24 protein-coding genes and 1 pseudogene are annotated in these 25,281 nt (G+C 35.5%); 5 read left to right on the forward strand and 20 right to left on the reverse strand.

Going from position 1 to position 25,281, the window contains the following annotated elements:
• Positions 1 to 62: 62 nt before the first annotated feature.
• The 6 genes and pseudogenes from ACLBXA_RS12215 to ACLBXA_RS12240 form a co-directional block, all read right to left on the reverse strand.
• The gene (locus tag ACLBXA_RS12215; RefSeq protein WP_000895167.1) at positions 63 to 737 is read right to left on the reverse strand and encodes a hypothetical protein; all 675 of its coding nucleotides are present in this window, start codon (positions 735 to 737) and stop codon (positions 63 to 65) included.
• 118 nt (positions 738 to 855) lie between these two features.
• A complete protein-coding gene (locus ACLBXA_RS12220; RefSeq protein ID WP_017762900.1) occupies positions 856 to 1,320 on the reverse strand; it encodes a DUF6882 domain-containing protein in 465 nt (154 codons plus the stop codon).
• Between the two features lie 267 nt (positions 1,321 to 1,587).
• Positions 1,588 to 1,905: a ribonuclease E inhibitor RraB gene (locus tag ACLBXA_RS12225; protein WP_000671650.1), complete on the reverse strand. Its 318-nt coding sequence runs from the start codon at positions 1,903 to 1,905 to the stop codon at positions 1,588 to 1,590.
• Positions 1,906 to 1,981: 76 nt separating this feature from the next.
• Complete coding sequence (locus ACLBXA_RS12230) at positions 1,982 to 2,422, reverse strand: DUF7832 domain-containing protein (RefSeq protein WP_000487868.1); 441 nt, start codon at positions 2,420 to 2,422, stop codon at positions 1,982 to 1,984.
• A 490-nt stretch (positions 2,423 to 2,912) separates the two neighbouring features.
• Complete coding sequence (locus ACLBXA_RS12235) at positions 2,913 to 3,548, reverse strand: DUF4304 domain-containing protein (RefSeq protein ID WP_017762899.1); 636 nt, start codon at positions 3,546 to 3,548, stop codon at positions 2,913 to 2,915.
• 14 nt (positions 3,549 to 3,562) lie between these two features.
• Positions 3,563 to 4,868 (reverse strand): annotated as a pseudogene (locus ACLBXA_RS12240) (RHS repeat-associated core domain-containing protein); the annotation flags it as partial.
• Between the two features lie 155 nt (positions 4,869 to 5,023).
• Between ACLBXA_RS12240 and ACLBXA_RS12245 the strand changes: the two are divergent.
• Entirely contained in the window at positions 5,024 to 5,611 is a 588-nt protein-coding gene (locus ACLBXA_RS12245) for a hypothetical protein (protein WP_000566763.1), read from the forward strand.
• Positions 5,612 to 5,788: 177 nt separating this feature from the next.
• On the opposite strand, the gene ACLBXA_RS12250 is transcribed toward ACLBXA_RS12245, so the two are convergent.
• The 4 genes from ACLBXA_RS12250 to ACLBXA_RS12265 all read right to left on the reverse strand — a co-directional run bounded on the left by ACLBXA_RS12250 (position 5,789) and on the right by ACLBXA_RS12265 (position 9,816).
• Positions 5,789 to 7,321, reverse strand: coding sequence for a fatty acid--CoA ligase family protein (locus ACLBXA_RS12250; RefSeq protein WP_001055145.1), 1,533 nt, complete (start codon positions 7,319 to 7,321; stop codon positions 5,789 to 5,791).
• Positions 7,322 to 7,482: 161 nt separating this feature from the next.
• Complete coding sequence (locus ACLBXA_RS12255) at positions 7,483 to 7,911, reverse strand: hypothetical protein (protein WP_000832633.1); 429 nt, start codon at positions 7,909 to 7,911, stop codon at positions 7,483 to 7,485.
• A gap of 171 nt (positions 7,912 to 8,082) precedes the next feature.
• Positions 8,083 to 9,072, reverse strand: coding sequence for a lipoate--protein ligase (locus ACLBXA_RS12260; RefSeq protein ID WP_000897261.1), 990 nt, complete (start codon positions 9,070 to 9,072; stop codon positions 8,083 to 8,085).
• 9 nt (positions 9,073 to 9,081) lie between these two features.
• Positions 9,082 to 9,816, reverse strand: a complete 735-nt coding sequence (locus ACLBXA_RS12265; protein ID WP_000784692.1) for an MBL fold metallo-hydrolase — start codon at positions 9,814 to 9,816, stop codon at positions 9,082 to 9,084.
• A gap of 180 nt (positions 9,817 to 9,996) precedes the next feature.
• Between ACLBXA_RS12265 and yhfH the strand changes: the two genes are divergently transcribed.
• Positions 9,997 to 10,125, forward strand: coding sequence for a protein YhfH (gene yhfH / locus ACLBXA_RS12270; protein WP_000567010.1), 129 nt, complete (start codon positions 9,997 to 9,999; stop codon positions 10,123 to 10,125).
• 39 nt (positions 10,126 to 10,164) lie between these two features.
• Here the strand turns inward: yhfH and ACLBXA_RS12275 are convergent, their stop codons facing one another.
• The gene (locus ACLBXA_RS12275; RefSeq protein WP_000103710.1) at positions 10,165 to 11,181 is read right to left on the reverse strand and encodes a LacI family DNA-binding transcriptional regulator; all 1,017 of its coding nucleotides are present in this window, start codon (positions 11,179 to 11,181) and stop codon (positions 10,165 to 10,167) included.
• Positions 11,182 to 11,375: 194 nt separating this feature from the next.
• Positions 11,376 to 11,885, reverse strand: coding sequence for a GNAT family N-acetyltransferase (locus ACLBXA_RS12280; protein WP_000620471.1), 510 nt, complete (start codon positions 11,883 to 11,885; stop codon positions 11,376 to 11,378).
• Between the two features lie 133 nt (positions 11,886 to 12,018).
• On the opposite strand from ACLBXA_RS12280, the gene ACLBXA_RS12285 reads away from it, so the two are divergent.
• A complete protein-coding gene (locus tag ACLBXA_RS12285) occupies positions 12,019 to 12,372 on the forward strand; it encodes a PH domain-containing protein (RefSeq protein ID WP_001068229.1) in 354 nt (117 codons plus the stop codon).
• Positions 12,373 to 12,398: 26 nt separating this feature from the next.
• Here ACLBXA_RS12285 and ACLBXA_RS12290 read toward each other — a convergent pair whose 3' ends face one another.
• From ACLBXA_RS12290 to ACLBXA_RS12305, 4 genes are all read right to left on the reverse strand, one after another.
• A complete protein-coding gene (locus tag ACLBXA_RS12290) occupies positions 12,399 to 12,704 on the reverse strand; it encodes a DUF2087 domain-containing protein (protein ID WP_000140302.1) in 306 nt (101 codons plus the stop codon).
• A gap of 34 nt (positions 12,705 to 12,738) precedes the next feature.
• Complete coding sequence (locus tag ACLBXA_RS12295) at positions 12,739 to 12,954, reverse strand: hypothetical protein (protein WP_002083046.1); 216 nt, start codon at positions 12,952 to 12,954, stop codon at positions 12,739 to 12,741.
• Between the two features lie 142 nt (positions 12,955 to 13,096).
• Positions 13,097 to 16,438: a YhgE/Pip domain-containing protein gene (locus ACLBXA_RS12300; RefSeq protein WP_098900021.1), complete on the reverse strand. Its 3,342-nt coding sequence runs from the start codon at positions 16,436 to 16,438 to the stop codon at positions 13,097 to 13,099.
• 217 nt (positions 16,439 to 16,655) lie between these two features.
• On the reverse strand, positions 16,656 to 17,228 hold the full coding sequence (locus ACLBXA_RS12305; protein WP_000963381.1) for a TetR/AcrR family transcriptional regulator: 573 nt from the start codon (positions 17,226 to 17,228) through the stop codon (positions 16,656 to 16,658).
• Between the two features lie 327 nt (positions 17,229 to 17,555).
• Here ACLBXA_RS12305 and ACLBXA_RS12310 point away from each other — a divergent pair, with 327 nt between their 5' ends.
• Positions 17,556 to 18,401 (forward strand): hypothetical protein, encoded by an 846-nt coding sequence (locus ACLBXA_RS12310; RefSeq protein WP_000984163.1) that lies wholly within the window; start codon positions 17,556 to 17,558, stop codon positions 18,399 to 18,401.
• A gap of 54 nt (positions 18,402 to 18,455) precedes the next feature.
• Here ACLBXA_RS12310 and ACLBXA_RS12315 read toward each other — a convergent pair whose 3' ends face one another.
• Both ACLBXA_RS12315 and ACLBXA_RS12320 read right to left on the reverse strand, forming a co-directional pair.
• On the reverse strand, positions 18,456 to 18,755 hold the full coding sequence (locus tag ACLBXA_RS12315; RefSeq protein ID WP_001148894.1) for a hypothetical protein: 300 nt from the start codon (positions 18,753 to 18,755) through the stop codon (positions 18,456 to 18,458).
• A gap of 126 nt (positions 18,756 to 18,881) precedes the next feature.
• Positions 18,882 to 21,248 (reverse strand): DUF6359 domain-containing protein, encoded by a 2,367-nt coding sequence (locus ACLBXA_RS12320; protein ID WP_447617232.1) that lies wholly within the window; start codon positions 21,246 to 21,248, stop codon positions 18,882 to 18,884.
• Between the two features lie 241 nt (positions 21,249 to 21,489).
• Between ACLBXA_RS12320 and ACLBXA_RS12325 the strand changes: the two genes are divergently transcribed.
• Positions 21,490 to 22,842 (forward strand): DUF4026 domain-containing protein, encoded by a 1,353-nt coding sequence (locus ACLBXA_RS12325; RefSeq protein WP_000453727.1) that lies wholly within the window; start codon positions 21,490 to 21,492, stop codon positions 22,840 to 22,842.
• A gap of 51 nt (positions 22,843 to 22,893) precedes the next feature.
• Here ACLBXA_RS12325 and hemY read toward each other — a convergent pair whose 3' ends face one another.
• Complete coding sequence (gene hemY, locus ACLBXA_RS12330; RefSeq protein WP_001228109.1) at positions 22,894 to 24,315, reverse strand: protoporphyrinogen oxidase; 1,422 nt, start codon at positions 24,313 to 24,315, stop codon at positions 22,894 to 22,896.
• A 19-nt stretch (positions 24,316 to 24,334) separates the two neighbouring features.
• Positions 24,335 to 25,270, reverse strand: coding sequence for a ferrochelatase (gene hemH, locus ACLBXA_RS12335; RefSeq protein WP_000726782.1), 936 nt, complete (start codon positions 25,268 to 25,270; stop codon positions 24,335 to 24,337).
• Positions 25,271 to 25,281: the final 11 nt, after the last annotated feature.

Raw genomic sequence — 25,281 nt, forward strand, 5'->3', positions numbered from 1 at the left:
TATTTTTTCGAAAAAAATTCATTTATGCTCTACAACCCTCTTTCTACTATACAACCTTGTTATTAAAGATAGATTTCTTCTTTCCAACTACTGGATTTAGATTGAACTACTATTAGATTTTCACTTTCCCATTTTAAGGTACCCAAAAATCTTGCATACACCATTTCATTTCCTACTTCTTCCACCAATAGTTGATCTCGAATCTTTAATCCCTTTTCATCATACACTTCACATCGTAGTTGGAAACCTTTAACACGATGAATTCCTTTTAATATCGCTATCCTCTTACGGCTTGGGCTTTTCTTAGGTGTCTTCCCAACTAAAAATATTCCTTCATAGTTTTGCTTCACAATTTCATCTAAAGATTCCTCTATATACCCTTTAACAACAGATGATGAAAGAGTAGAGTTTTCTTCAAGTCCAGGGACAACATATTGGCGTACTAATTTGCAAAACTCTTTGTATTTCTCTTCAACTGAATTTAATGCTAAAAAGTCCATAAAATCATATGGAACATATATACGAATTTCACCCAAAGCTCTATTTACTTCATATGAAATATCAGTGTTTTCGTTAGCTAAACAAAAGACAGTTACTTTTTCAATCTCTCTTAATCCCATCTCAAACTCGCTAACTTTCTTTGAGAAAATTAGCTCAAAAATTCTAATTTCATGTACAAGCAAATAATGTTTTTTAGGACGTTTTTTTTTCCAATCGTAAAACTTTACTTCAAGCAATATAATTCACTCCTTTAAATTTATCACCATGGCATCAGGGACCTATGATACCTTTTATTAATTTATTAAACTGTACTCCTTTTTCATTCTACCTTATCTATATTTTTAATATGCTTACTCACAACGCACGCGGTGACATAACAGCCATAAATACATCACTTCTCTCACCTGGTGCTATATACACTCCTTCTGCATCTAAATATTCAATGGAAAAGGCTGCTAGCTCATACGCCATTTCTTGATCGCATTCAAAAAGTGGATTTATAAAAACCTCACTTCCTGTAATCTTTTGTAAATCTTTCAAACAGTTAGACTTACTTCTTGCATAATCAGCCACATTCTCATTAACCCAAGACCACATCCAACTGTTACTCTTTTCAGACCAAGAACCTATAAAAACAACACTAAATTCAAGTAATACTTGACCATTTTTTTTAAACTGTAATATACATTGATCTTGATCATACCAATACTCATCAAAGTTATAGATATTATAATCCGAAATGAATTTTTGCTGTTTACTTTCTAATTTGTCATAACACATAACAAGATAATTCTCGAATTGTTCATCCGTCATTGCCAATTATCACACGCTCCCTTCATTCAAGATCTCCACTACAAACAATATATCTTATATCTTACTCTCTCAAAACCTATATAAAGTGAAACTTTAATTAGCCCTTACCAATCGGGCTTTTACCAATAGCCCCCCGCCCACATATCATATACGTTTCTATCACTAAGATATCTTAATATATACAAAGAAAGAAGAACTTATATAAGCCCTTCTTTCCGTAAATAGTTTCTTTACTCCGTCTAATTTATTTTATCACGATAAATAAATTCAACATTACACAAATGCACCCCAACCATCTGTATATCCACCAAACTCTTCACCCAGTTTATTCAATTCCTTTTGCATCTCTACAATATCCTCATAAATTAAGAACATTTCTTTAGAACAAGTACATGTCCAATCTTCAAATTCTTCATTATAATCTAATTCACAATTTAAGCCCAGCTCTTGTAGTCTGCCAATTATTTTTTCTCCATTACCTTGATCAGGAATTGCAATAAAGAAATCTACTATATGTTTTTTATTAAAATCTATACCTTGTTTATATAACATATTTAATACTTGTCCATCTTCATCTTTTGGGAATTTCATTATTTCTCTCCTTTTTCTACAGCATATAATAAACCTTCATTTGGAACAAAAAATATTCCATTACTTAAAGTCCTCTTTACCCGTTATTTTTAAGTTTTTTCCATTCTGTATACCTAATATCAATCACTTCTTTTAATTTAAAGTAATTTTCCCAAGTATCTTGCACTTGATATAATGTATCACACTCTAAAAATACATCATCATAATCATCTAAATATAAACCTTTTTCAAAATCAAAATAATCTATTGCAAATTGATTCCCTTCATCATTTAACATGTCATCGCTTAAAACCCCATCCCAGAACATATAAACTTGAGTTCCAGTCATTTTTCTAAGCTTAAATTTATTAATTTCCTCTTCAGTCTCTTCTAAGAATTCATCACTAAATAAATTATTATCAATAATCCAACCTAAGAACATTCCAGTATGTACAAATGCTTGCTCCATCGGTAGTTCTTGTGGGAAATCTCCTTCATAATGATATTTAGCTTTATCGTAAATTATCGTTTGGAACAAAATTCTCACTCCTATTTCACATAATATAATTGAACTCAAATAAATTAAATTAATAAAAAGCGTCTCTCTAGCATTTTATAATAATACTTCTTTTTCATAATCGAAATAATGGTTCTTAATCATTTAATTTATAAAAATAAATAATTCTTTGATACACTCTTTAAAAAGGTAAGTTGACTAAACTCTGTGGGGGTTTTGCTATTAAAGGCTAAGTCTATCGCTACTGCTCAAGGTTACAGTGCACCATCATCACTCGCAGGCACTAAAATTCGATATGGACTTTCCAGCATTATAAAACCTGTAAATAAAAACCCCTATAAGTTACATTCGAAGTTTATGTCTAATCATAAAAACGTCGAATGTTTCCTTCTAGGGGCTACTAATATTTATAATTAATAGAAAATCTAGAGTTTAATGTTTTTCCAGCCAGAAAAACCAGATATAAACAATTAACCCCACTATACTCACGAAAATGAATAACTAACCTTGTTTATCCTAGATTCATATTAGAAAGAAAGTTTTCAAATAACTCCAATTCAAATTTATCCCTCGTCTTTAAATACTCTTTCTTTTTCTCAATGATTTGTTCTAACATCTCTTCTTTATTTAATAACAAGGCTAATCCAATAGCATTTTTTGCTCGAGCCCCATCAAATATTGTCCCTATTAATCCAGCCTCATCATCATCTCTTACACATAAATCAAATACATTTTCCACATCTACATACTTATCAATATATGGAATGAAGTATTCCTTAACTTCTTTTAAAATATCCATAGTAACAGGTAAAATATCTTCTTCCTTTTCAACACGCCACCTTTTTTGCTCCCTATGGACTAAATTCCCTAACTCAACCCCAATCGTATAGGTTTCCTTTTTCTCTTTAATTGTTAAACCTTCATCCCATTGATTTTTCATATTTTCTAATTCGTCAAACCGAATTCCCACATCCACCGTCACATGAAAATCTTCTGGGTGATTGATAAAGGCTAAATGTATACTGATTTTTCCTTTATCAAATTTTTTCACCAGGTCTTGTTGTGTAGTTCTAGTCTTATAACCGTTTTCTTTTAATGCTTCACCTAGACCTTGCAATAACTTTAATTTTAGTTCTTTTTTATTCATAATAACTATCCTCCTTACTTAGGGGTGACAACAACGGTTCGTATTTTACGAACTTGGTCTTTCAATCTACGAGGGGCATTCTTCCCTATAATCTTTCCTCCCTGTTTCCTCATTAGCTTATCCTTTTTTAACTGCATCGCAGTTCCTCTAGCATTACCAGCTTTAACTTCTACCGCCAGTAATTTGCCACGAGGTGTTCTAACTAAATGATCAACCCTTCTAATACCTTTAGAAGTACGAACACTAACTTGACTTCCTAATACATCATATCCCTTTTTCTTTAATGCCGATTTTGCAAGTTCCTCAGCCCTTGCTCCTGCTCTTTTATTAGCTGCTAATGTAGCTCTTTTTTTCGCTTTTCTTGCTGCTTGTTTTGCTGCTTGTTTTGCTGCATAACGTGCTATATGAGGGGCAGCCATCCTTGCACCCGCTATTACAAGTGGAGCAACAGGTATATTACCATCTGGATCTATCAACATTACTGGATTATTATCACCATAAGTATACCCATTCATTGTAACCGGATCATCTTCATCACCCGGATCAGGATCCACCGATAAGAACACACCATGATCTGGATTATAATAACGCGCAATTAGATAATACATGCCGATCTCTTTATCATACATGTATCCCGCATATCCAAACGGATTATCTGCGGCGATACCTTTTGCGTCGCTTTTTAATACGTTACCCCATGAATCATATTCATACGTTGCTACAACTTCTCTATTTTGATCTGTCATCGCAACGACATCACCACGTGGGTTGTAGTGGTAATATAATGTTTGTCCTTTTGATTTCATGGCTAGTCGTACGCCACTTGTCGAGTATACATATTGACGAAGAACATTTCCACTACCAATCTGTCTCATATAATGGGTTAATGCTGTCTCCATCATAGAAATAACGTGTTACTTGACCATTTACACTCTTTTCAATACGACGATTATCCTCGTCATACTTATAAATTGCGAATGCATTGCTCTCACCTTGTTTTGTAATCGCTACAATTTGGTCGTCTTCATTCCATGTATACTTATACTTTCCATCAGACGTACGATTTCCATTCGCATCATACGTTAACGATTCGTTTCCGAATTTTACAAGTTGATTTCCTTCATTAAATGTTGCCGCTATAGATTTTGTTTCTTTTCCATTCTCTACAACTTTCACACTTGTACGGTTTCCAAATCCATCATATGTGTATGATTTAGTTGTTCCGTTTGGTAGTGCTTCATTTAATAATTGGTTAATGGGGTCATATACAAAGTTTGTTTCTGTTACTTTTCCGCCCGCACCTTCATGTTTAATCTTCGTATTGAAGTTTAAAGATAAATACATTTAACAATTGATAAAATAAAACAAGGGCTTTTTTGGAATCATCGGTTAAACTTGCAATTTAGTTGAAGAAGGCACAAACTGATGATGCGGAAAAACGTAGTATATAGAAGACTATGTAAGGAGTTTTTCATATGATTGATAACAGAATTTCGAAAGATTATGACCATGAAATAGATGATTCTTTAAAAGAAATTACAGATACAACCATCTTACTTAATTTTCAAAAAGCGATTGTAAGTTTATATCCTCATCTAATACCAATTCATGCTTTTGCCTATGACGCATGGGATGATATTGTAATGCCATTGTTTTATGAAATGGTATATAAAACCTTTGCTTTTAAATACGGGATAGATATTAACTTTAAAGAAACTCATACCTATATGTTTTCGCTTAATAGTTATAAAGGGATACATCACATCGAGTGTGTTCCAAAGTGCACGACATTTAAGATTTATATTAACGAAGAATGGATTGAAATGGATAATAAAAGTTTGAAAGAAAATGTATTTGTATTTAAGTCATTTGGGGATGGATTGCATTTTCTAACTGGTGGAATTGAAATTGCAGATGCTTATCGTGTAGGATTTGACCTTGTTGAGGTTGATATTGTTTCTACCATAACAGGTCTTCCATCTAAAACAAGTATTTTTATTGATAAAGAGCATGTAGACTTTGTGTTTGTTGCAGAAACATATGATACAAATATCCAAAATTAAAAATTTCATGTAAGAAAGTAGGAAGAATATCTTCATTACTACTAGTACCAAATAGTTATTTGAACACGCTCCGCTATTATATATACAAACTTCCTACTACATTTCATATGAGAAAAAGTTATTACGATAAACAAAGAAAAGGTCTCCTAAAATATATTTTAGGAGACCTTTTCTTCATTACACTTGCATCGCTTTCTCTCTCAATGCTCTTCTTAACAATTTACCCGTCGTATTCTTCGGTAATTCTATTAAAAACTCAATGCTTTTCGGCACTTTATATTTCGCTAAATGTAACGTACAGTAATGCATTAGTTCTTCTTCTGTTACGTTTGCTTGCTTCAAAACGACGTACGCTCGCACAGCTTCTCCTAAGTTTTCATCAGGAACACCGATTACAACAACTTCAGCTACTGATTGGTGCGTATATAATACTTCTTCTACTTCACGAGGATATACGTTATAACCGCCAACTAGGACGATATCTTTTTTACGATCAACGATATAGAAGTAACCTTCTTCATCCATTTTCGCTAAGTCACCTGTATATAGCCAGCCGTCTTTCAATGTCGCAGCTGTATCTTCTGGTGCATTATAGTATCCTTTCATAACGTTAGGTCCGCGAACGATTAATTCGCCGACTGCGCCGACAGGTACTTCTTCCCCAAGTTCATTTACAATTTTATTTTCTACATGCCAAATATTTGTGCCAATTGATCCTGGTTTACGAGGACGATCTAGCGGGTTGAAACAAGTAACTGGTGATGCTTCTGATAAACCGTATCCTTCTGAAACAATAACGTTAAAACGTTTTTCAAAGTTTTGCAGAAGAGCAACAGGCATCGATGCACCACCGGAAATACAAAGGCGAAGCGTCTTCACATCTTCTGCGCTTGCTTCTTCAAATAAATATAAATAATTGTACATCGTCGGTACGCCAGCAAAGATCGTTGGTTCGTACGTACGACAAATACGGAATACTTCTTTCGGACTAAATTTCGGTAACATTAAAATCGTTGCTCCGTTCACAATCGGTGCATTTACCGCAACTGTTAAACAGAATACATGGAACATTGGCAGTGCCGCAACGACGCGATCGTCAGCAGTAAATTGTAAATAAGACGCAACATCATTCGCATTACTATATAAATTTTTATGTGTGAGCATAGCGCCTTTCGGTTTTCCAGTTGTACCTGAAGTGTATAGGATAACCGCTACATCCTCTTCATCTAGTTCAGGGCCTTCGTATTGTAAATCTCCAGCCCCCACAAAACTAGTAAACGTTTTCATTTTTTCGGTTTCTGTATGGTTAAAATCTGATGAGGTTTCGCATATGATGATGTTTTCTAATGAAGGAAGTCTTGTTGTAAGAGATTGTATAACAGGTAGAAGGACGTCGAGTACGATGATTGTTTTTACATCTCCATTTTGTAAAATGTAATGCATTTCGTCTGCTGTATAAATTGGATTAACTGGAATAACAGTTGCTCCGGCTTTCATTGTTCCGTATAAACCGACCAAAAAATGTGGTGAGTTCCCAACAACTAATGCGACATTGTCCCCTTTTCCAATGCCCATTTCTGCTAAATTGCCAGAAAACCTTGTGACCATTTTGTTTAATTGGTCATATGAGACCGACTGATCCATAAATATATAAGCCGGTTTATCCCCCTTCTTTTTTGCCGTTTCAGCCAAAGATTGAACGAGATTCACAAAAACCCCACCTTTATAAAATTTAGAATATTTAAAAATTCTAAATTAATTATATTAAAAGAAAATTAAAGTGGCAAGTGATATTCTATTAACTGCATATAGACAGATCACCTACTCTTAGTTTACTTTGGAAGAATAAGGGGATTTTGTTTGCAAGTAATTTATGAAACTAGACCAGAAATCATTTTAGGATAATATGCATTCATCTTTTCTCTAAGTTTATTAAGTTCCTCTTTATTTAACGTCGTATGCTCTCCAAACAAGTTGATCGCGTCCGCTCCATTTTCATGAAAATACACGGTAACATATAACGTCGGTAACCCTTTGTTGTTTTCATCTATTGATAAGACGACATCTGGCGTTTTATTAACAGTGCTGAATGTTTCATTTCTTTTCCACTTCTTATTTTGAAACATGTCTTGTATATCATGTATCTTTCGTTTGTTATCTGTATGCGTAAAATATATAACATTATCCTCCGCTGGTTTTCCGATAGACAAAATTGTACGACTTGAGGGCGATCCACTGTTACACGCTGTCATTCCGATGACAAAGCTGAGTAATAATACAACGTACATTACCCTTTTCATATCAATCCGCCTCCTTTTGAATATATATATTCCTTTATAAGAGGCAGATGTCCTGTGATTTTATGGTGAATGAAATTATATCCGCGATTTTTCGAATATATCGACTTACCGAAAAAACGCGACAATCTACGCAAAAAAAGAGGCTGCCCGTTATGGCAGCCTCCCTCATTTTTAGAAGAATAAATGTAAGAAATCTTCAGTTGTAATGTTACCGAAGTAGCGTGCGATATCTACGCCTTCTAAAGCTGCAGTGAATGTATCTTTATCGAACTGAACGCCTGTTAGACGCTCTTCGATATCATGAACATCTAGTGAACCGAAGAAGTCGCCGTAAATTTTGCATTCTGTTACTGTTCCTTTTTTCACTTCCAGACGAACGTCAACTTGTCCAACTGGGAAGCGGTGTGAATGTTGTAAGTTGAACTTCGGTGATTTTCCGTAGTTCCAGTCCCAATTGCGGTAGCGCTCTTCAGAAAGTTTATGGATTTCTTTCCAATCCTCTTCTGTTAATTCATACGTTGGGATTTCTGTTTCTCCTTCGAAAATTGTTTCTAGAAGAAGTTGTCTAAACTCTTCTGTCGTCATTTCTTCGTTTAGGAACTCTGTAATGTTCGCAACGCGGCTACGGATTGATTTAATTCCTTTTGATTGGATCTTATCCATTTTTACTTTCAGTGCTGATACGACGTGATCGATTTCAGAGTCAAATAGTAACGTACCGTGACTGAACATACGACCTTTCGTTGAGAACTGCGCGTTACCTGAAATTTTTCTTCCTTCAGCTAAAATGTCGTTACGACCACTTAGTTCTGCATTTACACCTAATTTACCAAGCGCTTTCGTTACAGGCTCTGTGAATTTTTTGAAGTTGCTGAAACTATCTCCATCATCTTTCGTGATAAAGCTGAAGTTTAAGTTTCCTAAATCATGATATACTGCGCCTCCGCCTGATAGACGACGAACGACATGAATACCTTTTTCTTTTACGTAATCTGCATTAATTTCTTCTACTGTGTTTTGGTTTTTACCAATGATAATCGAAGGTTCGTTAATGTAGAACAGTAAATATGTTTCGTTAATATCTAAATTTTTCACACAATATTCTTCAATCGCTAAGTTTATTCTAGGATCTGTAATTCCTTTATTATCAATAAATAACATCGTATCACCTCATGAGTTCCATACGTAGCCACTATGCGCTAGCGTAATATGGCCACTGAAAATTTGTTTTGCTTCTGTTACTAAATTAGATGGGTTTCCTGTATGCGGTAAGTGCGTTAATAAAAGTTCTTTTACATTCGCATCTTTTGCAATACTTGCTACTTCTGTACTATTCATATGCCCTGCTTTTGCAGCCTCTTGATGTGCATACATATTACACTCACAAATGAAAAGATCAGCATCTTTCGTGAATGGAATGAATTCAGGAATATAACTTGAATCAGCGCTGTATACTACAGCACCATCTCCAGCTGTAATACGCATCGCAAAGCATGTAACAGGATGAACAGTTTTTAAGAACGAAATCGAGAACGGTCCAACTTGAAGTGTTTCTTCTGGATTGTACGCGATTCCTTTCGTATGTGGTTCATGTGTTAAAGAATGGAATCCATTCTCGTCAAACGTATGACCGTATATTGGTAATTCCGGTAGTTGCCTTGTTGTTGCACTCGTAATTAATCTCGCATATTGCAATACCCCAATGTCCGCAACATGATCGTGATGATAGTGTGACAGTACAACTGCATCTATATGAGATGGTGTTATATATTTTTGAAGCTGTGCTAGTACACCACTACCACAGTCTACAAGTAAACGAAAACCATCGTGTTCAAACAAATACCCCGACGTTGCTTCTCCCGCTTCTGGAAATCCGCCCCAAAAGCCGACAACAGTCATTTTCATATGTATCCATCCTTTCTAAAACCGAGTAGGAATGCATGTTTCACTTACATTCTACATTGTTAACTATAATCCATTTCCTAAACTTTTTCATTAATTTTCAATTTTGTTATAAAACAGTTGTTGACTTTTATTTTTTGTACTAATACAATAATAGTAAGAAATGGAAATGGAGGGATTGACATGATTGATCAACCAATGGAGTTTTTCAGAAATTTACCGACGAAAACTTGTGCGCACTGTGGGAAAGAAATTGATGAGCAACACGAAGCATACCATAACAAATGTGATGACTGCGTTCACGAAGAATAGTAGTTTATGAACATAAAAAAACCTAGCAGACATAGTCTACTAGGCTAATAACATCGTATCCTTCTTCATCGTTGAACCTTTCACCAAGAGCTCCAGTTCAAACTCATACAATTCTTTTTGTCGATAATTTTTCGTATGGATTTTATCCATCATCAGGTCGACAACTTTTCGGGCCATCTCATCGATTGGCTGTTCAATTGTCGTAATACCTGGCTCTGTAATCTGTGATAATATTTGATTATCAAAACCGATAACAGCGAGATCATCTGGAATGCTCCAGTTATGGTGCTTCGCCTCTGAGATAATTCCAGCTGCTACCTCATCGCCTCCTGCCAAAATCGCGGTAGGATTTTTTTTGTCCTTTAATACTTCATGGAATATTCGTTTTCCATCCTCCCAAGAGAAAGCGTTTTCAAGAAAATCAATCGCTTCTACTTGGCGGCTCTTCTCAGTTATTGCACGTAAAAAGCCCATTTTTCGCTGCTGGCTAACTAATTTGGTTTCGTTACCACGGCAAAAAATAAGATTGCGATATCCTTGATCTAACACATGCTTCGCAGCTATGTATGCTCCTTGCGCATGATCAAACTTCACTGTTGGAATATTTGCTTCCTCAATATATTCATTACATAACACGATTGGACCGTGCTGTAAGTATGGCTCTACATCTTCCCACGGATTTTCTAGTGAACATAGAATAATCCCATCTACTTGTTTCGTAGATAATAATTGTAAATACTCCATCTCTTTTTCAGGTAAATATCTTGTTTGACAAATAATCAGTTTATATTTATGTTCAGAAGCTGCAATCTCGATTGCTTCAATAAATCTACTGAAAAAAGGATTTGTAATCCTTGGAACTAGCACCGCAATTGTTTCCGTTTTTTGTTTACGAAGCCTTCTCGCCGCAGAATTAGGAACAAAGCCTAAATGCTTCATTGCTAATTGAACCCTTTTTTTCTTCTCATCTGAAACATATGGATGATTATTAATCACCCTAGAAACCGTTGTCCTTGATAACCCCGCTAATTTCGCCACGTCCTCTATAGTCGACACGAAATTCTCCCCCTTTGCATGAAAACGTTTTCTTAAATTGATTATATAGTATATTATTGGAAACTGCAATATCGGTTGTTATGATTTTACTATATTAATATTATACATAGGTAAAAGTCTGTTAATGGAGGGGCAATATACTGCTTTTAGACATTTACGGTAGGTACATTCCTTTTCTTAATACCATATATCCTTTATTCAATATAAAAGCCCATCAATACGTCGTCTCCATATGATCCATCTTCATACTTTATTTGCTTTCGTTGTCTCCCTTCTTCTACAAAACCCATACGTTTGTACACTTTAATTGCCCGATCATTAACAGAAACTACACCTAAGCAAATTTTCTCTAAACCTTTCTGCTCTTTAGCCCAACTAATAAGAAATTCAATTAATTTCGTGCCGATGCCTTGATTACAATACGCCTCTTTAATCCCCATTCCCATTGTGCCTGCGTGTTGTAACCGTTCTAGTTCATATCGGTTGAAAAGTAAAAAGCCAACTACCTTCCTATCTACTTCATACACGATATAGAGATTACCTTTCTCATTGCTTTTCCGTATCTTTTCTCTTTCTGCATTACTATCATTCGGTAACTTCTTTGGGGATACTATGAAAAATTTTGTAGTAGTTTCCGATAATATAATTTCTTTTCTAATATTCATAATTGCTTCTGCATCAGTCTCTTTTACTAACCGTATCATTGAATCACCTCGTACTTTTTCTTTTTAAAAATAATATTAAAACTATAAAACGTCCAATATGCAATATTACATATTGAGAATCTTTTTACTCTTGATACAATATTCATAAATCAAAATAAAAGGAATGTATGGAATGAACCCAATCTTAACAGATGCAAAACAACTATTACATAAAGAAGAAAAAATTTTATCTACTTTAAAATGTTCACTTACTGGCTATATGATTACGCATAAAGTCCCGTATCCTGGCATGTTACTTGCTACTAATCAAAGACTTCTCTTTTTTAGCCAATATAAAAACACATTCATTGCCGAATTTGATTATGAAAAAATTCTATCCATAGAAACGAAGAGAAGAATCTTTGACAAAAAAATAATATTTTACTATGAAGATGAATATATAACGCTTGGATACATTACAAGTTCGAATGTTGAAGCGTTCATAGACTTACTACAAAGAAACAGCAAGACTAGCACAGGCTTATAATCAGCGGGGATCCCCTCGCTGATTCATTATTTTAACTCCTCCCACTTCGTCCAAACTTCTCTCCCGTTTATACGGTACATACTATCCTCTCTATCCATAAACCTATGTACAATAAATTCACGTCTAATTGTACAAAAATCATCATGATATTGTTTTATAAATGTATTAATTTCTTTTTCTGTATATTGATTTTCAGCATTTAACTTGCTAATTAAATGCTCTAACAATACTAATTTTTTCTTCTTTTGACCTGGAATCGATTTTAAACGATTCTCTTTATCAAAAAAGTTACGAATGGTCGTATCACGGAATTTCATCTCACTTTCAGTCATTTTTTATCCTCCATCGGTTTTTATACAATAAAATTTATCGTTTATCTTTACTATCCTTCTTCATTCTTTCACTTACAACATCCATAAAGTAATATCCACTAATTAGCACATAGTAAAATAAAAGTATCCCTAGTATATCTTTCATACTCGTATATTCTTTTTTCTGAAACAAGATAGGTGAAAGAGAGAAAACGAGAAAGAAGATTAATGGATATAAGATAAAATAGTAAGTAGGATTGCCTTTCATCATATCAACTCCTCTACCCTATGTTTCTCTGTAAATTGTTGTAATTCCTTTTCTTTCGTTTCTATAGCTTTTAGAAAGATTTATAGATGAACCAAGGAAAAGATGCCCTCTATTAAAATAAAAAAGCACCAAAAAGGTGCTTTTTTTACGCTTCAACCGATTGATTTTCAGCAACATTTTTAAATTGTCGTTTGTGCATCAAAGTTAAGGAGGCGATTGTTCCAAGTGATAATACAACGATAAAGATCATGAGCATTCCTATGTTTTGCCACATGAAGTTAAAGTCTCCGCTTGATACGACTGCTTTCAATCCTGATACAGAGTATGTCATCGGTAACCAAGCATTAAATGGTTGTAAAAACTTCGGAATTAACTCTAACGGGAATGTTCCAGCACTTGTTGTAAGCTGAATAATTAATGTGATGATGGCGATGAAACGCCCTGCATCACCGAATGCTGTTACTAAACATTGAATTAATGCAATAAACGCTAAACTTGTAACGATGCTAAAGAGTATGAAGTACGGAATACTTTGTACTTCTACACCTAATCCGAACAGTAATATAACATCTGCTACTATCGCTTGAATAATACCGACTGATAGTAACACGCCGAACTTACTAATAAACCAACTAAATCCTGATTTTGGAACGCCAACTGTATCACGTAATGGATATACGATTGATAATAGTAATGCCCCAACGAATAAACCGAGTGATAAGAAATACGGTGTAAATCCAGTTCCGTAGTTAGGAACTTCCGCCATTTTCTCCGTCTTCACCTTTACAGGACTTGCAAACATATCATACGTTTTATCTGTCCCTTTTACTTCCCCAGTTTTCTCTGCCCCTTCCCCAAGTTTCTCAGCAAGTTCACCTGAACCATCGTTTACTTTCACTAGTCCATCAGTTACTTTTCCTGAGCCGTCTGCTAGTTTATTTACGCCGTCGATTAGCTGGGTTGAGCCTGTTGACATTTGATTTAGGCCACCATTTAGAGTACCTAAGCCAGTTGTTACTTGGCTTGAACCGTCTGTTAATTGCGTTATTCCTCCTGACATTTGATTTGCTCCCGCGGATAATGTACCTAAGCCGCCTGTTACTTTGCTTGAACCATCTGCTAATTGGTTTACTGCTACAGATACTGTTCCTAAACCACCTGTTACTTGACTTGAGCCATCTGCTAATTTGGATACTCCTACAGATACTGTGCCTAAGCCGCCTGTTACTTGACCAGACCCATCTGCTAATTTGGATACTCCTACAGATACTGTGCCTAAACCGTCTGTTACTTGACCAGACCCATCTGCTAATTTGGATACTCCTACAGATACTGTGCCTAAACCGCCTGTTACTTGGCTTGAGCCGTCAGCTAATTGATTTATTCCACCTGCCATTTGGTTTGCTCTTTCAGATACTGTTCCTAAACCGCCTGTTACTTGAGCAGATCCATCTGCTAATTGATTTATTCCACCTGCCATTTGATTTGCTCCAGCATATAATTCACCTAATCCTGCTGTCACTTTTCCAGATCCGCTTTGTAATTGCGTTACTCCATCAATTAATTGAACTGATCCATCTTTTAATTTGTTGGCACCTATTTTTGCTTTATCTAATCCCTCACCAAATCCATGAAACTTACTAACAAATTCATTTTGTGCGTTCGTCAGTTTCTCAATACCACCTGCTAGCGTTTTTACCCCTTCTGGATTTGGTAATTTATTTTGCAATCCATTTGTTGTTTGATGTATTTCGCCCTTTAATTGTTTTACTTCTTCATTTAGTTTATTTGTTCCACCTGCTACTCCGGCAGCCTTTTGCTGAACTGTCGCTGTACTTTTTACAGCACTTGTTATGAACGGTTGTAACTGCTCTTGATATTCTTTTGGTAAACTTTCAATTTGCTTTTGTAAATTCGCTACATCTTGCGCTGCAGTTTTAGCATCTCCTGCTGTTGATTGCGTAAGTTCATTTAACTGATTTACATTCGCCCCAGCTCCATCTATTTTTTCATTTACTGTATTCAATATAGAAGGAACTTTCGACTGCATTTCCTCTAAGCCTGCAGCAGACTTTTGTACGTTACTATTTAAATCTTGCAATCCCTTTTGAATTTCTTGAGACCCTTTTTCTAATTGACTTCGCCCTTCAACAAGTTTTCCCATACCATTTGAGAGATCAGTTGTTCCTGTTTTTAAATCACCGGATTTACTTACTAATTCGTTCAAGCCACCGGTCACTTTCTCAGATCCATCACGCAATTCGCCAATTCCTTTTTGCATTTCACCCGTTTTGCTATTTAGCGTATTTAAACCGTCTGTTACTTTGCCTGACCCAGATACTAATTTTCCGATACCTGTTTGCATCTCACCTGTTTTACTATTTAACATGTTTAAACCATTCGTTACTTTCCCGGAACCGTCTACTAATTTCCCTATACCTGCATTGCTATTTAATGCATGTAAACCATCCGTTACTTTTCCGGAGCCATCTACTAGTTTCCCAATACCTGCATTGCTATTTAATACATGTAAACCATCTGTTACTTTGCCTGACCCAGATACTAGTTTCCCAATACCTGCATTGCTATTTAATACATGTAAACCATCTGTTACTTTGCCTGACCCAGATACTAATTTTCCGATACCTACATTGCTATTTAATACATGTAAACCATCTGTTACTTTTCCAGATCCGTCTACTAATTTCCCTATACCTATCTGCATTTCACCTGTTTTGCTATTTAGCGTATTTAAACCGCTTGTTACTTTTCCTGATCCATCTACTAATTTATTAGATCCATCTGCTAATTTCTGAGCTCCATCCTTCATCTCTCCAGACTTCCCTTGAAGTGTATGAAGGCCATCCGTCACTTTACTGGAACCATCATGCAGCTCACTTGATCCGTCGTGTAGTTTATTTGCTCCTTCCGCCCCATCTGCTAATCCTTTTGAGACGTCTTGAATAGAATCAAACATTTTCTCTGCATATGTTTTCGTTAACGTACTTGATACTTCACCTTTAATTTTTTCAATGGCTGTTCCGCCAATTTGTGAAGATAAGAAGTTTAAGCTTTCGTTTGGAATGTATTCTAAATTTAATGGTTTTGGATCATCTTTTAATAACGTTGTAGCGTTACTTGAGAAGTCATCTGGAATGCGTACTAACATGTAATACTTTCTACCTTCCATTCCTTTTTCCGCTTCTTTTTCACTTACAAATTCCCATTTGAAACTTGTATTATCTTTTAAGTTATCAACGAGCCCTTTTCCGACCTCAATTGGTTTCCCATCAAATACTGCACCTTTATCTAAATTGACTACCGCAACTGGTAAATCATCTAACTGTTTATACGGATCCCAAAAGGCCCATAAAAACATACCTGCATATAAAATTGGCACGAATAAAACCGCGATAATTGGAATTAATATTTTTTTACTTTTTATAATTTCAGTAAACTCTTTACGAAGTAACTGATTCCATTTCATCATTTCTCCCCCTTTTCTAAATGACCAAATTGTTCATTTGGTCATTTTCACTCAAACAAAAAGGCTATACTTGTTCATACATATGCCTTATCCCCGAATTTATTACTATGCAACTTTTTCTCATTATAATTATAATTTTTCTATAACTCCTCCTCAAATTAAATATATGACCTCATTATTAATTTGGTCATTTTTTTATAAAATTAAAAGGATCATCTTAGTTTGACAATCCTTTTAGTAAATAAAGTTCAAATAACTCTGCAATTTTTTCTTTTTCTAGCGGTTCATGATTTTTTTCCCAATCAAAAATAAGCGATACATATAGACGAAGCATAATAAATGCTGTAATTTCTGGATCACATTTGCTAATTTCACCTTTTTCAATCGCAATCTTTAAATACGATTGAATAACAGAAACAATTTCCACATCAACTTGTTGCATGACTTCTTGTACTTCTTTCGTTCCCATATCGCGCTCTTCTTGAATTAATTTAATCATGAGCTGATGTTCTTTTCTAAATTCCAAGATGCTATATAATGCTCTATGTACATTTTCAAAAAATGAAACATCTGAACGAATTGCACTTTCTGCAACTTGCTTCATTTCTGTAATTAAATTAGAAATAATTTCACCAAATAGCTCTTCTTTATTTTTGAAAAAAGTATAAATCGTTCCTTTTCCTACATTCGCTAACTTCGCTACTTGATCCATCGTTGTTGCTTTATAACCGAACGCTGAAAAAGACTTTGTTGCAGCTTCAATAATAGAACGTTTTCGATCTATCGCCACATCTTCACCTCCAAAAATGACCAATTGGATAATATAGTCAATCAGTACACCTTTGATATTACCACACGCTTACATTCTAGACAAGTTCTCTTTTTTATTATTTCCAGTATAAAAAAATTCCAGTCAGTGTATATCATACTGTCCATAGTTTATCAGAAGAAAAGAGAAAAGGAAAAGGTGTTCTTAAGATATATGATTAAACCTTACTTCACAACAACAAAATTCCTCTTTTTCAAATAATCAAATAAAAAAACAAGAAAATCTTTACAATTAATAGTAATATAGAAAATAGACAAGTTTATCAAAATAGTGGAGGCTTTTTCAGTCATGATGCGTGCGCTTCGTTTAAATATAAAGCAAGCTTTTTGTAATCGTGTTTCTTTAATTATTATGTTTAGTGGACTAGCTCTTATTTTTATTTACCATTATTATTATGTAATTCGTTACATTGGGGATGGAACGGATGCGTTTGTAACAACAGCTTTTAAATGGATTGGATTTCGCGACAATGAAATGGATGTTTATTTATTATTAATGCCCGTTATTGCTAGTTTCCCCTTTAGTACAAGTTACAATTCGGATAAATCAGATGGTTTTAAACCGTTTGTAAGTAAAGGGATTTCTTTGTTCCCTTATTCAGTAACGAAATATATCGTTACATTCTTTTGTGGCGGACTTCTTTATACATTTCCATTCATCTTATCGTTATTATTTTGCAAATTAACCATTCCAGACGGAGAACCGACGGCTGGTTCAGGCATTATAAATGATAATGGGATGTTTGCAAACTTATATTACGAATCTCCCCTCACTTACATTACTGTATATATCGGAATTAATTTTTTATTTGCAGGTTTAATGGCCCTTTTAGGACTTGCAGCATCTGCGTGGTCACAAAAGGACTATATGGCGATTCTCTTCCCATTTGCAGTTGCCTCCATTCCATACGTCCTGCTAAATACGATATTCCCTACAATAGGCGGAGCGCCTTTTCATTTATATGACCCAAAACAACCGTTGCATGGCATGTCGCCGTATATTTTAACGATGCAATGCACTTTTTTCCTTCTCGTTAGTTTATTCATGTACATACAAGGAGTAAAGCGTGATAGAAAAAAATATAGAAGAAGGTTGCAAAGAAGAGAGCGGTGTAGAAAGGCTTTTCAAGTATAATAAAACCCTAATTTCCTTACTATATTGGAAATTAGGGTTTTATTTACTATTCATTTACGGTGTACCAGCCAATCCCCATAAAATAACAACCGCTACAAAATAAATTGCTTTAATCGCCACTACTAAACATAATGAAGCAATTGCATATTTACTTAATTCTCTTCTTGCACCTATTAAAGTGAAAATAACCGCCAAACTAAATGTTATATAAGAAGTTGCTGTATGTATTAAGTTATACGTAATGTCTAAATTACTTGTAAGTCCTGTTATATCAGCTACAAACTGAAGCATGACGATCGTACTAAAAAAAATTGCAAACTGATTCATTAATTTTCCATTTATTCGTGCTTGCATCGCTGCCCTCCTAACGACTGAATATTCAATTAATTTTATCATCAGATTACAAAAAAAGGAATCATCTCTTTATACTATTGATGCAGAAACAAAAAAGAACGCTCAGTCACCTAAGCGTTCCTTTCTTTAAGAAGCTTTCTTCAAATCAATTTGAGCAAGTACTGGGTCATGATCGCTTACACGTCCGTGCTCTTTCATTATGTTTGAGTTTAAGTGCACTGGATCTACAATTGTGTGTGGTGCGATGTTGTTTGTTACTAAAATATGATCTAACACTTGTGCATTTCCTTCGTGAATGTACGTGTAACGATTCTCTTTCGGCACTGTGTTTAACATATTCTTTAAGTTTGTTCCTTCTAGTGCTTTTAGTGGTTTAGCAAACTCAAAATCGTTCATATCTCCTAACACAACAACTGGTGCATTTGTGTTCTTTTTCTGAATTCCTTGTACAAATTGATTTACTTCTTGTGCTAACTGAATTCGTTTGTCTTCACTTTTTAATACGAGCGGTTGCACTTTTCCAAATGGCGTTGCATCCCCTATTTTTGAGTTTAAGTGATTTGCAACGACAACAACGTTTTGTCCTTGGAACGTAAATTCTGCCGCTAACGGTTTACGTGTACTTTCAAATAATGAACTTTCGTCTCCAATGCGAACCACATTTTTATCAAGTAACTTCGGTACTGCTGCTAATTTCACGCGTGATGGGTTGTAGAAGAAACCGACGCGAATATTCGCTCCTGGTGCTCCTCCGTCTAGATTATTGTTTGGAGCAATTTCTACATACTCATACTTCGGTCCACGAATTTCTAGAACTGCATCAATGATACGTTTTGCGCTCAATGACGCATCTGTTGTACCGTCATTAATTGATCCGTTATTATCTTGCATTTCCTCTACACCGATAATATCTGGCATTTTTAAATTGTATTTAATAGAATACGCTAACGCTTTTACCTTTTCATCTGTTGTTTCTTTTTTATTCGCCGAGAAGTTTTCAATGTTATATGTAGCAACTGTTAACTTATCAAGACGAGGCTGAATATTTGCCCCTACTTGCTTAAATCCACCATCCACTACAGCTGGCAATTCTGTTATTGGCGAAATACGGAAAGAACCGTAATCATATCCTACTACCCCTGTTATATCTCCAGTGAAAGTATCTCCTACTTTTGCTACATAATCGCGAGGCACTTTTACAGAAAGACGCTCTGGGTTTAATTGATTTTCATCTAATAGAGGTGTGCCATATTGTGTTACTATTTTATCTCCACCATTTTTTACTGTTACATATAAATTTCCGTTTTTCTGAGGTGCAATAATTTTTGGTGTTGGCATCGTAACACGCATACCTTCTATACTCTCATAGAAGTCGATTGCATCTTCATTTGGATCAAATAAACCAAATGCATCATTATCAATAATCTGATCCGGGATTTTCACACCGTTTTCCCCAAGTACAATCGGTGCTGGTAAAGATTGATCTTTTGCGATTACAACAACGCGACTCGCCTTAATTTCTGTCGTCGTTAAGTCTGTTTCAAATCGCTCTGCATATCCTGGTCCAACATATTCTTCTACTACTCCATCAACTTGAATAAGATCTCCTACTGCTACATTCGCATCTTTTTTGTATACGTACATACCTTCTGAAGTAGCTGGATCATTATCTAGCTGATTGTCTTCTATATAAAAGCCGTTTTTATCAAGCGCTGTGACAACGCCTTCCACATTGTATACTTTCTTCCCGTTGTAAGGAGACATATGTGATTTTCCTTGAATGTCATGAATACGAACCTGTTCATTATTTACGATAATAAACGAAAACGTCGAAATTGCTGAAGAAGTAAGCCCTTCTTTTTCTGCGATTGCTTTCACTACACTATTTTCATTCACTACAATTTGTCCATTATAACGAACGCTTTTATTAGTAGGATTAGAGCCATCTAACGTATAGTAGATTGTTGCCCCTTCTGTATTCGTCGTTAATGTTACCGCTGTTCCTTTAGCAACTTCTCCACCGTTCGGTGAAGCTACTACATCGCTAACACGGTTTTGGCCTTCACCTTGAAACTTATAAGCTGTTACTGATTTTAAACCTGGGTTACTAAAATATAATTCAAGAGTCCCAGTCAAACTAACTTTCTTCCCGATATTTTCAGGATGATCTTTTACATTCACTGCCGTTCTCACATCACCTTTTGGCAACTGAACAGGCACGATTTTGTCTGGATTCGTTTCGTTTGGCGAATCTGCAATTGCTACGTTTGTATCATCAAACTTAGCTGGATCCTTCGTATATTTAGAAGAACTTTGCGTATATCCAACAATGTACCCTTCCACTATCCCCTTCGTTTTCCCTTGCTGCTTAAATACTTGAATTGCTTTTTCTACTGACATAGAAGCAGTTTCTTCTGCTTGCGCTAAAGTTCCAGTAAATGAAAGCAATAGCAAGAATGATAAAAAGACACTTAACAATTTCTTCACAGCCATTTTCCTCTCCATATTTCATATTTTCTCAGCATTTCTATCATAACAAATGATTCGTTATATAGAACTATTTTTCGACAAATTTTACAAAAGATTTATTTAATTTACAAGCTTTCAACCTATAATACAAAATAATAATTTTACACCTTCTACAAATGCACTCTATAATGTTAGAGAGAGAAAACAGAAAATATCGACATTTGATTGGCATGTAAAATGGATTCATTTGAATAGGAGTGATTGGATGGAAGTGCAAACAGAAACATACCGCGCAGCTATGAATGGAACATTAGAACGTCATTTTTCAGATATGATTGCTGTTATACCAACTAGAATTACAATTGAGCAGTTAAAACAGCGGCTAGAGACTATCGCTACTAAAGTTGATGAGTTAAAAATTGTTTATAGTGATGAGACAAGCCTTATTTTTGAGTTACATATGGATGAAGCAATCATACCGTATGAACTGCATATTGATGAGGCGAATGACCCAGAAGAATACAAAATGTACAATAGACAAGATTCTACAATCGTAGATCGTAATTTTGAAGATGCGGCTTTCGGCACTGAAATTTTCACTCGTACGCTATTTGTAGGCGATGTACTGGACTGCTTTTTCCAGCAGTTACAGTTTTTATGGAATCTCGCCCCAGATTTGTTATTTGTAATCGATTCAAGTGCAGCAATGAAAGTGATATCTAGAAGCTATATTGAATATCACGTTGAAAATGAATTATTACCTGACATTCCTGACTTGTACGTTATTCATTCTGTTTATGAAGACGATAAAGATGATGAGCCTACGCAATATTGGTTTCATACACACGGTCTTTTAAGAGCAGGCGTAACTGAAATAGAGTTAATTATTCCAAATCGCATTTCTTCCTACTACGGCATTAGCGATCTCTTTCAAACATTTGCTAATAATGCGGTTGAAAATGGACAAGTCCCTATGAATGAGCCTATCGTTATCGCGCATAGTCAGCAAGGTTCTATACATACAGTCGCTGTTCCGTGGGAAAAAGGATTATCTTATATAGGGCATAAAACGAGTATGGACCAATTATCTTCAATCGAGGATGAAGAAGTGAAACTACAACCAATAGATGCACAAAATACATTCTTAGGCGGAATGGATGCCCGAGATGAATACCATCAATCTCCATCCGTTCTCTTATTCAAATTTAATACTTCAGAAGAATATATTGAAAGTTTTTTCAAAGAACACGAGGAAGCTACAGGGCTCATGTTCTATAAAACAAATAGTGAAACCAATCGTATGGCTTACAATGCGAAAAATACTTTCGGGTATTTCAGCAACATTTTTCACATTGAACAATCAAATGAAGATTTTCGTTTCCTTGCTAAGTTTGGTGTCTCCTACGAAGAAGGAAAAAGTGAACATATGTGGTTTGAAATGCAAAATATTACGGAAGATTTCATTCAAGGAATACTCATTAATGAACCATATTTTATAGAAGATATGAGTGAAGGAAATAGTTATCATTTAGATTTTGATAACTTAACAGAGTGGGTTATTTATGCAGGAGATGCCGTTATAAAGCCAAATAACTTATATATGTTTATTGGCGAATAAGTATTTTATACAATAAACGAAACGCCTTCAATATAATTGAAGGCGTTTCGTTTATTGTGCGATTAATTCAGCATCTATTACTTTCTCCAAATGAGATAATACACGCTTTGCAGCTTCCTCACCTTGATTAATACAATCTGGAAGTCCAGCACCAGCATAGGAGCTACCTGCCAAGTATATACCAGGCAACTCTTTCTGCATAAATGTTGTGAGCTTTTTCATTCGCTCATTATGGCCTACTGTATATTGAGGCATCGCTTCTTTCCAGCGGCTTACGATTGTAAATTCTGGATCCTCTGTAATATCCATCGTTTTTCTTAAATCTTCTAGTACGAGCTGAACGAGTTCTTCTTCAGTTTGTTCTACAACCGCTTCATCACCAGCACGTCCAACGTAACAGCGAAGGAGTGTTTTTCCTTCTGGCGTTGTATGTGGCCATTTTTTATGCGTCCACGTACATGCTGTAATCGTGTAATCGCTATTTCGTGATACGACAAATCCTGTACCATTAATATCGCGCCGGATTGCTGACTTTTGGAAAGCAAGTGCCACATTCGCAACGGATGTGGCCGGAATATTACGGAAGAAACGAAACTGCTTGTACTGAGCAAACATGGACGGCAATACTTTATGCGAAGTTGCCACTACGATGGCGTCCGCTTCTATTTCTTTTCCATTACTAAGAGTAATTGTATAACCATCACCCTGTTTTGCAACTTTTTCAATGCGAGTTCCCTTTATTATCGTACCTTCATGCATCTTTACTTCGAGAGATTCTACGATAGATTCTAAACCTGTTTTCACTGTTTGGAAGATTCCTTTTTTCGGTTTAGCTTTCTCTTCTTTCGGAGCGAGCGTACGCATACCGAGTGAAATACTGCGATGTTTCTGCTCAATCTGATACATTTGCGGGAATGTTGACATTAAGCTCATTTCATCAATATCCCCTGCATAAATACCCGATAGTAACGGTTCTATTAAGTTTTCAACCACTTCGTTTCCGAGGCGATGTCTGAAAAATTGTCCGAGTGATTGGTCAGATACTGGCTTTGACCTCGGCATTAATAGATCAAAGCCAGCTCTTAGTTTACCAATTGGGGAGAACAGCCCGGAAAATAGAAACGGCGTAATTTGCGTTGGAATTCCCATCATTGATCCGCTCGGCATTTTATGTAACCGATTGTTTACGAGGATAAATGATTGACCGGCTTGATTATTTACAAGTTCATCGCCAAGACCTAATTCTTTCACTAATCTAGCTGCACTTTCTTTTCGTGCTAAGAAAGAATCCGGTCCGCGTTCAATTGTAAATCCATCTTTTCGAACGGTTTGAATTTTTCCGCCAAGTTTACCCGATGCTTCTATAAGTAATGTATCAATCGGCAAGTTTTTTTCATGAATATTTTTTTGTAAGTTATACATTGCTGTTAATCCCGTTATGCCTCCGCCGACGATCACAACTTTTTTCCTCAAGCAGGCTCCCCCTTTCTTCTTACAGTACAGATTCTTTTTTCTTTAATACAACATCTGTTAAACAATCAATAAATGCGTCCGATGCATTTGGCATTTCTGGACGATAATATTTCGCACCAATTTCATCCGTTACAACTTTACACTCAAAGTCGTTGTCATATAAAACTTCTAAATGTTCAGCAACAAATCCAACTGGTGCATATACGAATGAAGTATAACCGTGCCTTTCATTTAGTTCTCTCGTTAAATCTTGTACATCTGGACCAATCCAAGGATCTGGTGTGTTTCCTGCACTTTGCCAGCCTACTGCATAGTTTGCTACTTCAGCTCCGCGCGCGATATAATCAGCTGTTTCATTTAATTGATCTGGATATGGATCGCCCATTGCAATAATTTTCTCTGGTAAGCTATGTGCAGATACGATTAATACTGCTTTTTCACGCTCTGCATCTGACATACCGTTATATATACCTTTCACTGCATCAACCCAGTACTGGATGAATTTCGGCTCTTTATACCAGCTATCGATGCCGTGAATTGTTAAGTTCCCAAGTTTCTCAGCTTCTTCTTGTGCTCGTCCAACGTATGATTTCACGCTAAACGTAGAATAGTGAGGTGCAAGAACAAGTGCGATTGCATCTTGTATTCCGTCGTTATGCATATCTTTCACCGCATCTTCAATAAACGGTTCAATATGTTTTAAACCAAGATACATATGGTACTCTACTTCATCTTGCACTTCATTTAAACGCTTCTCTAACTTCTTAGCTTGCTCTAATGTAATAGTAGCTAAAGGAGAAATACCACCAATTGCACGGTAACGCTCTGTTAAATCTTCCAGCATTTCAGGACTTGGCTTTCTTCCTCTGCGAATATGTGTATAGTAACGTTCAATATCTTCTTCTTTATATGGCGTTCCATATGCCATTACAAGCAAACCAATTTTCTTTTTCATACAGCAATTCT

The sequence above is a fragment of the Bacillus sp. D48C genome (genome assembly GCF_053345735.1).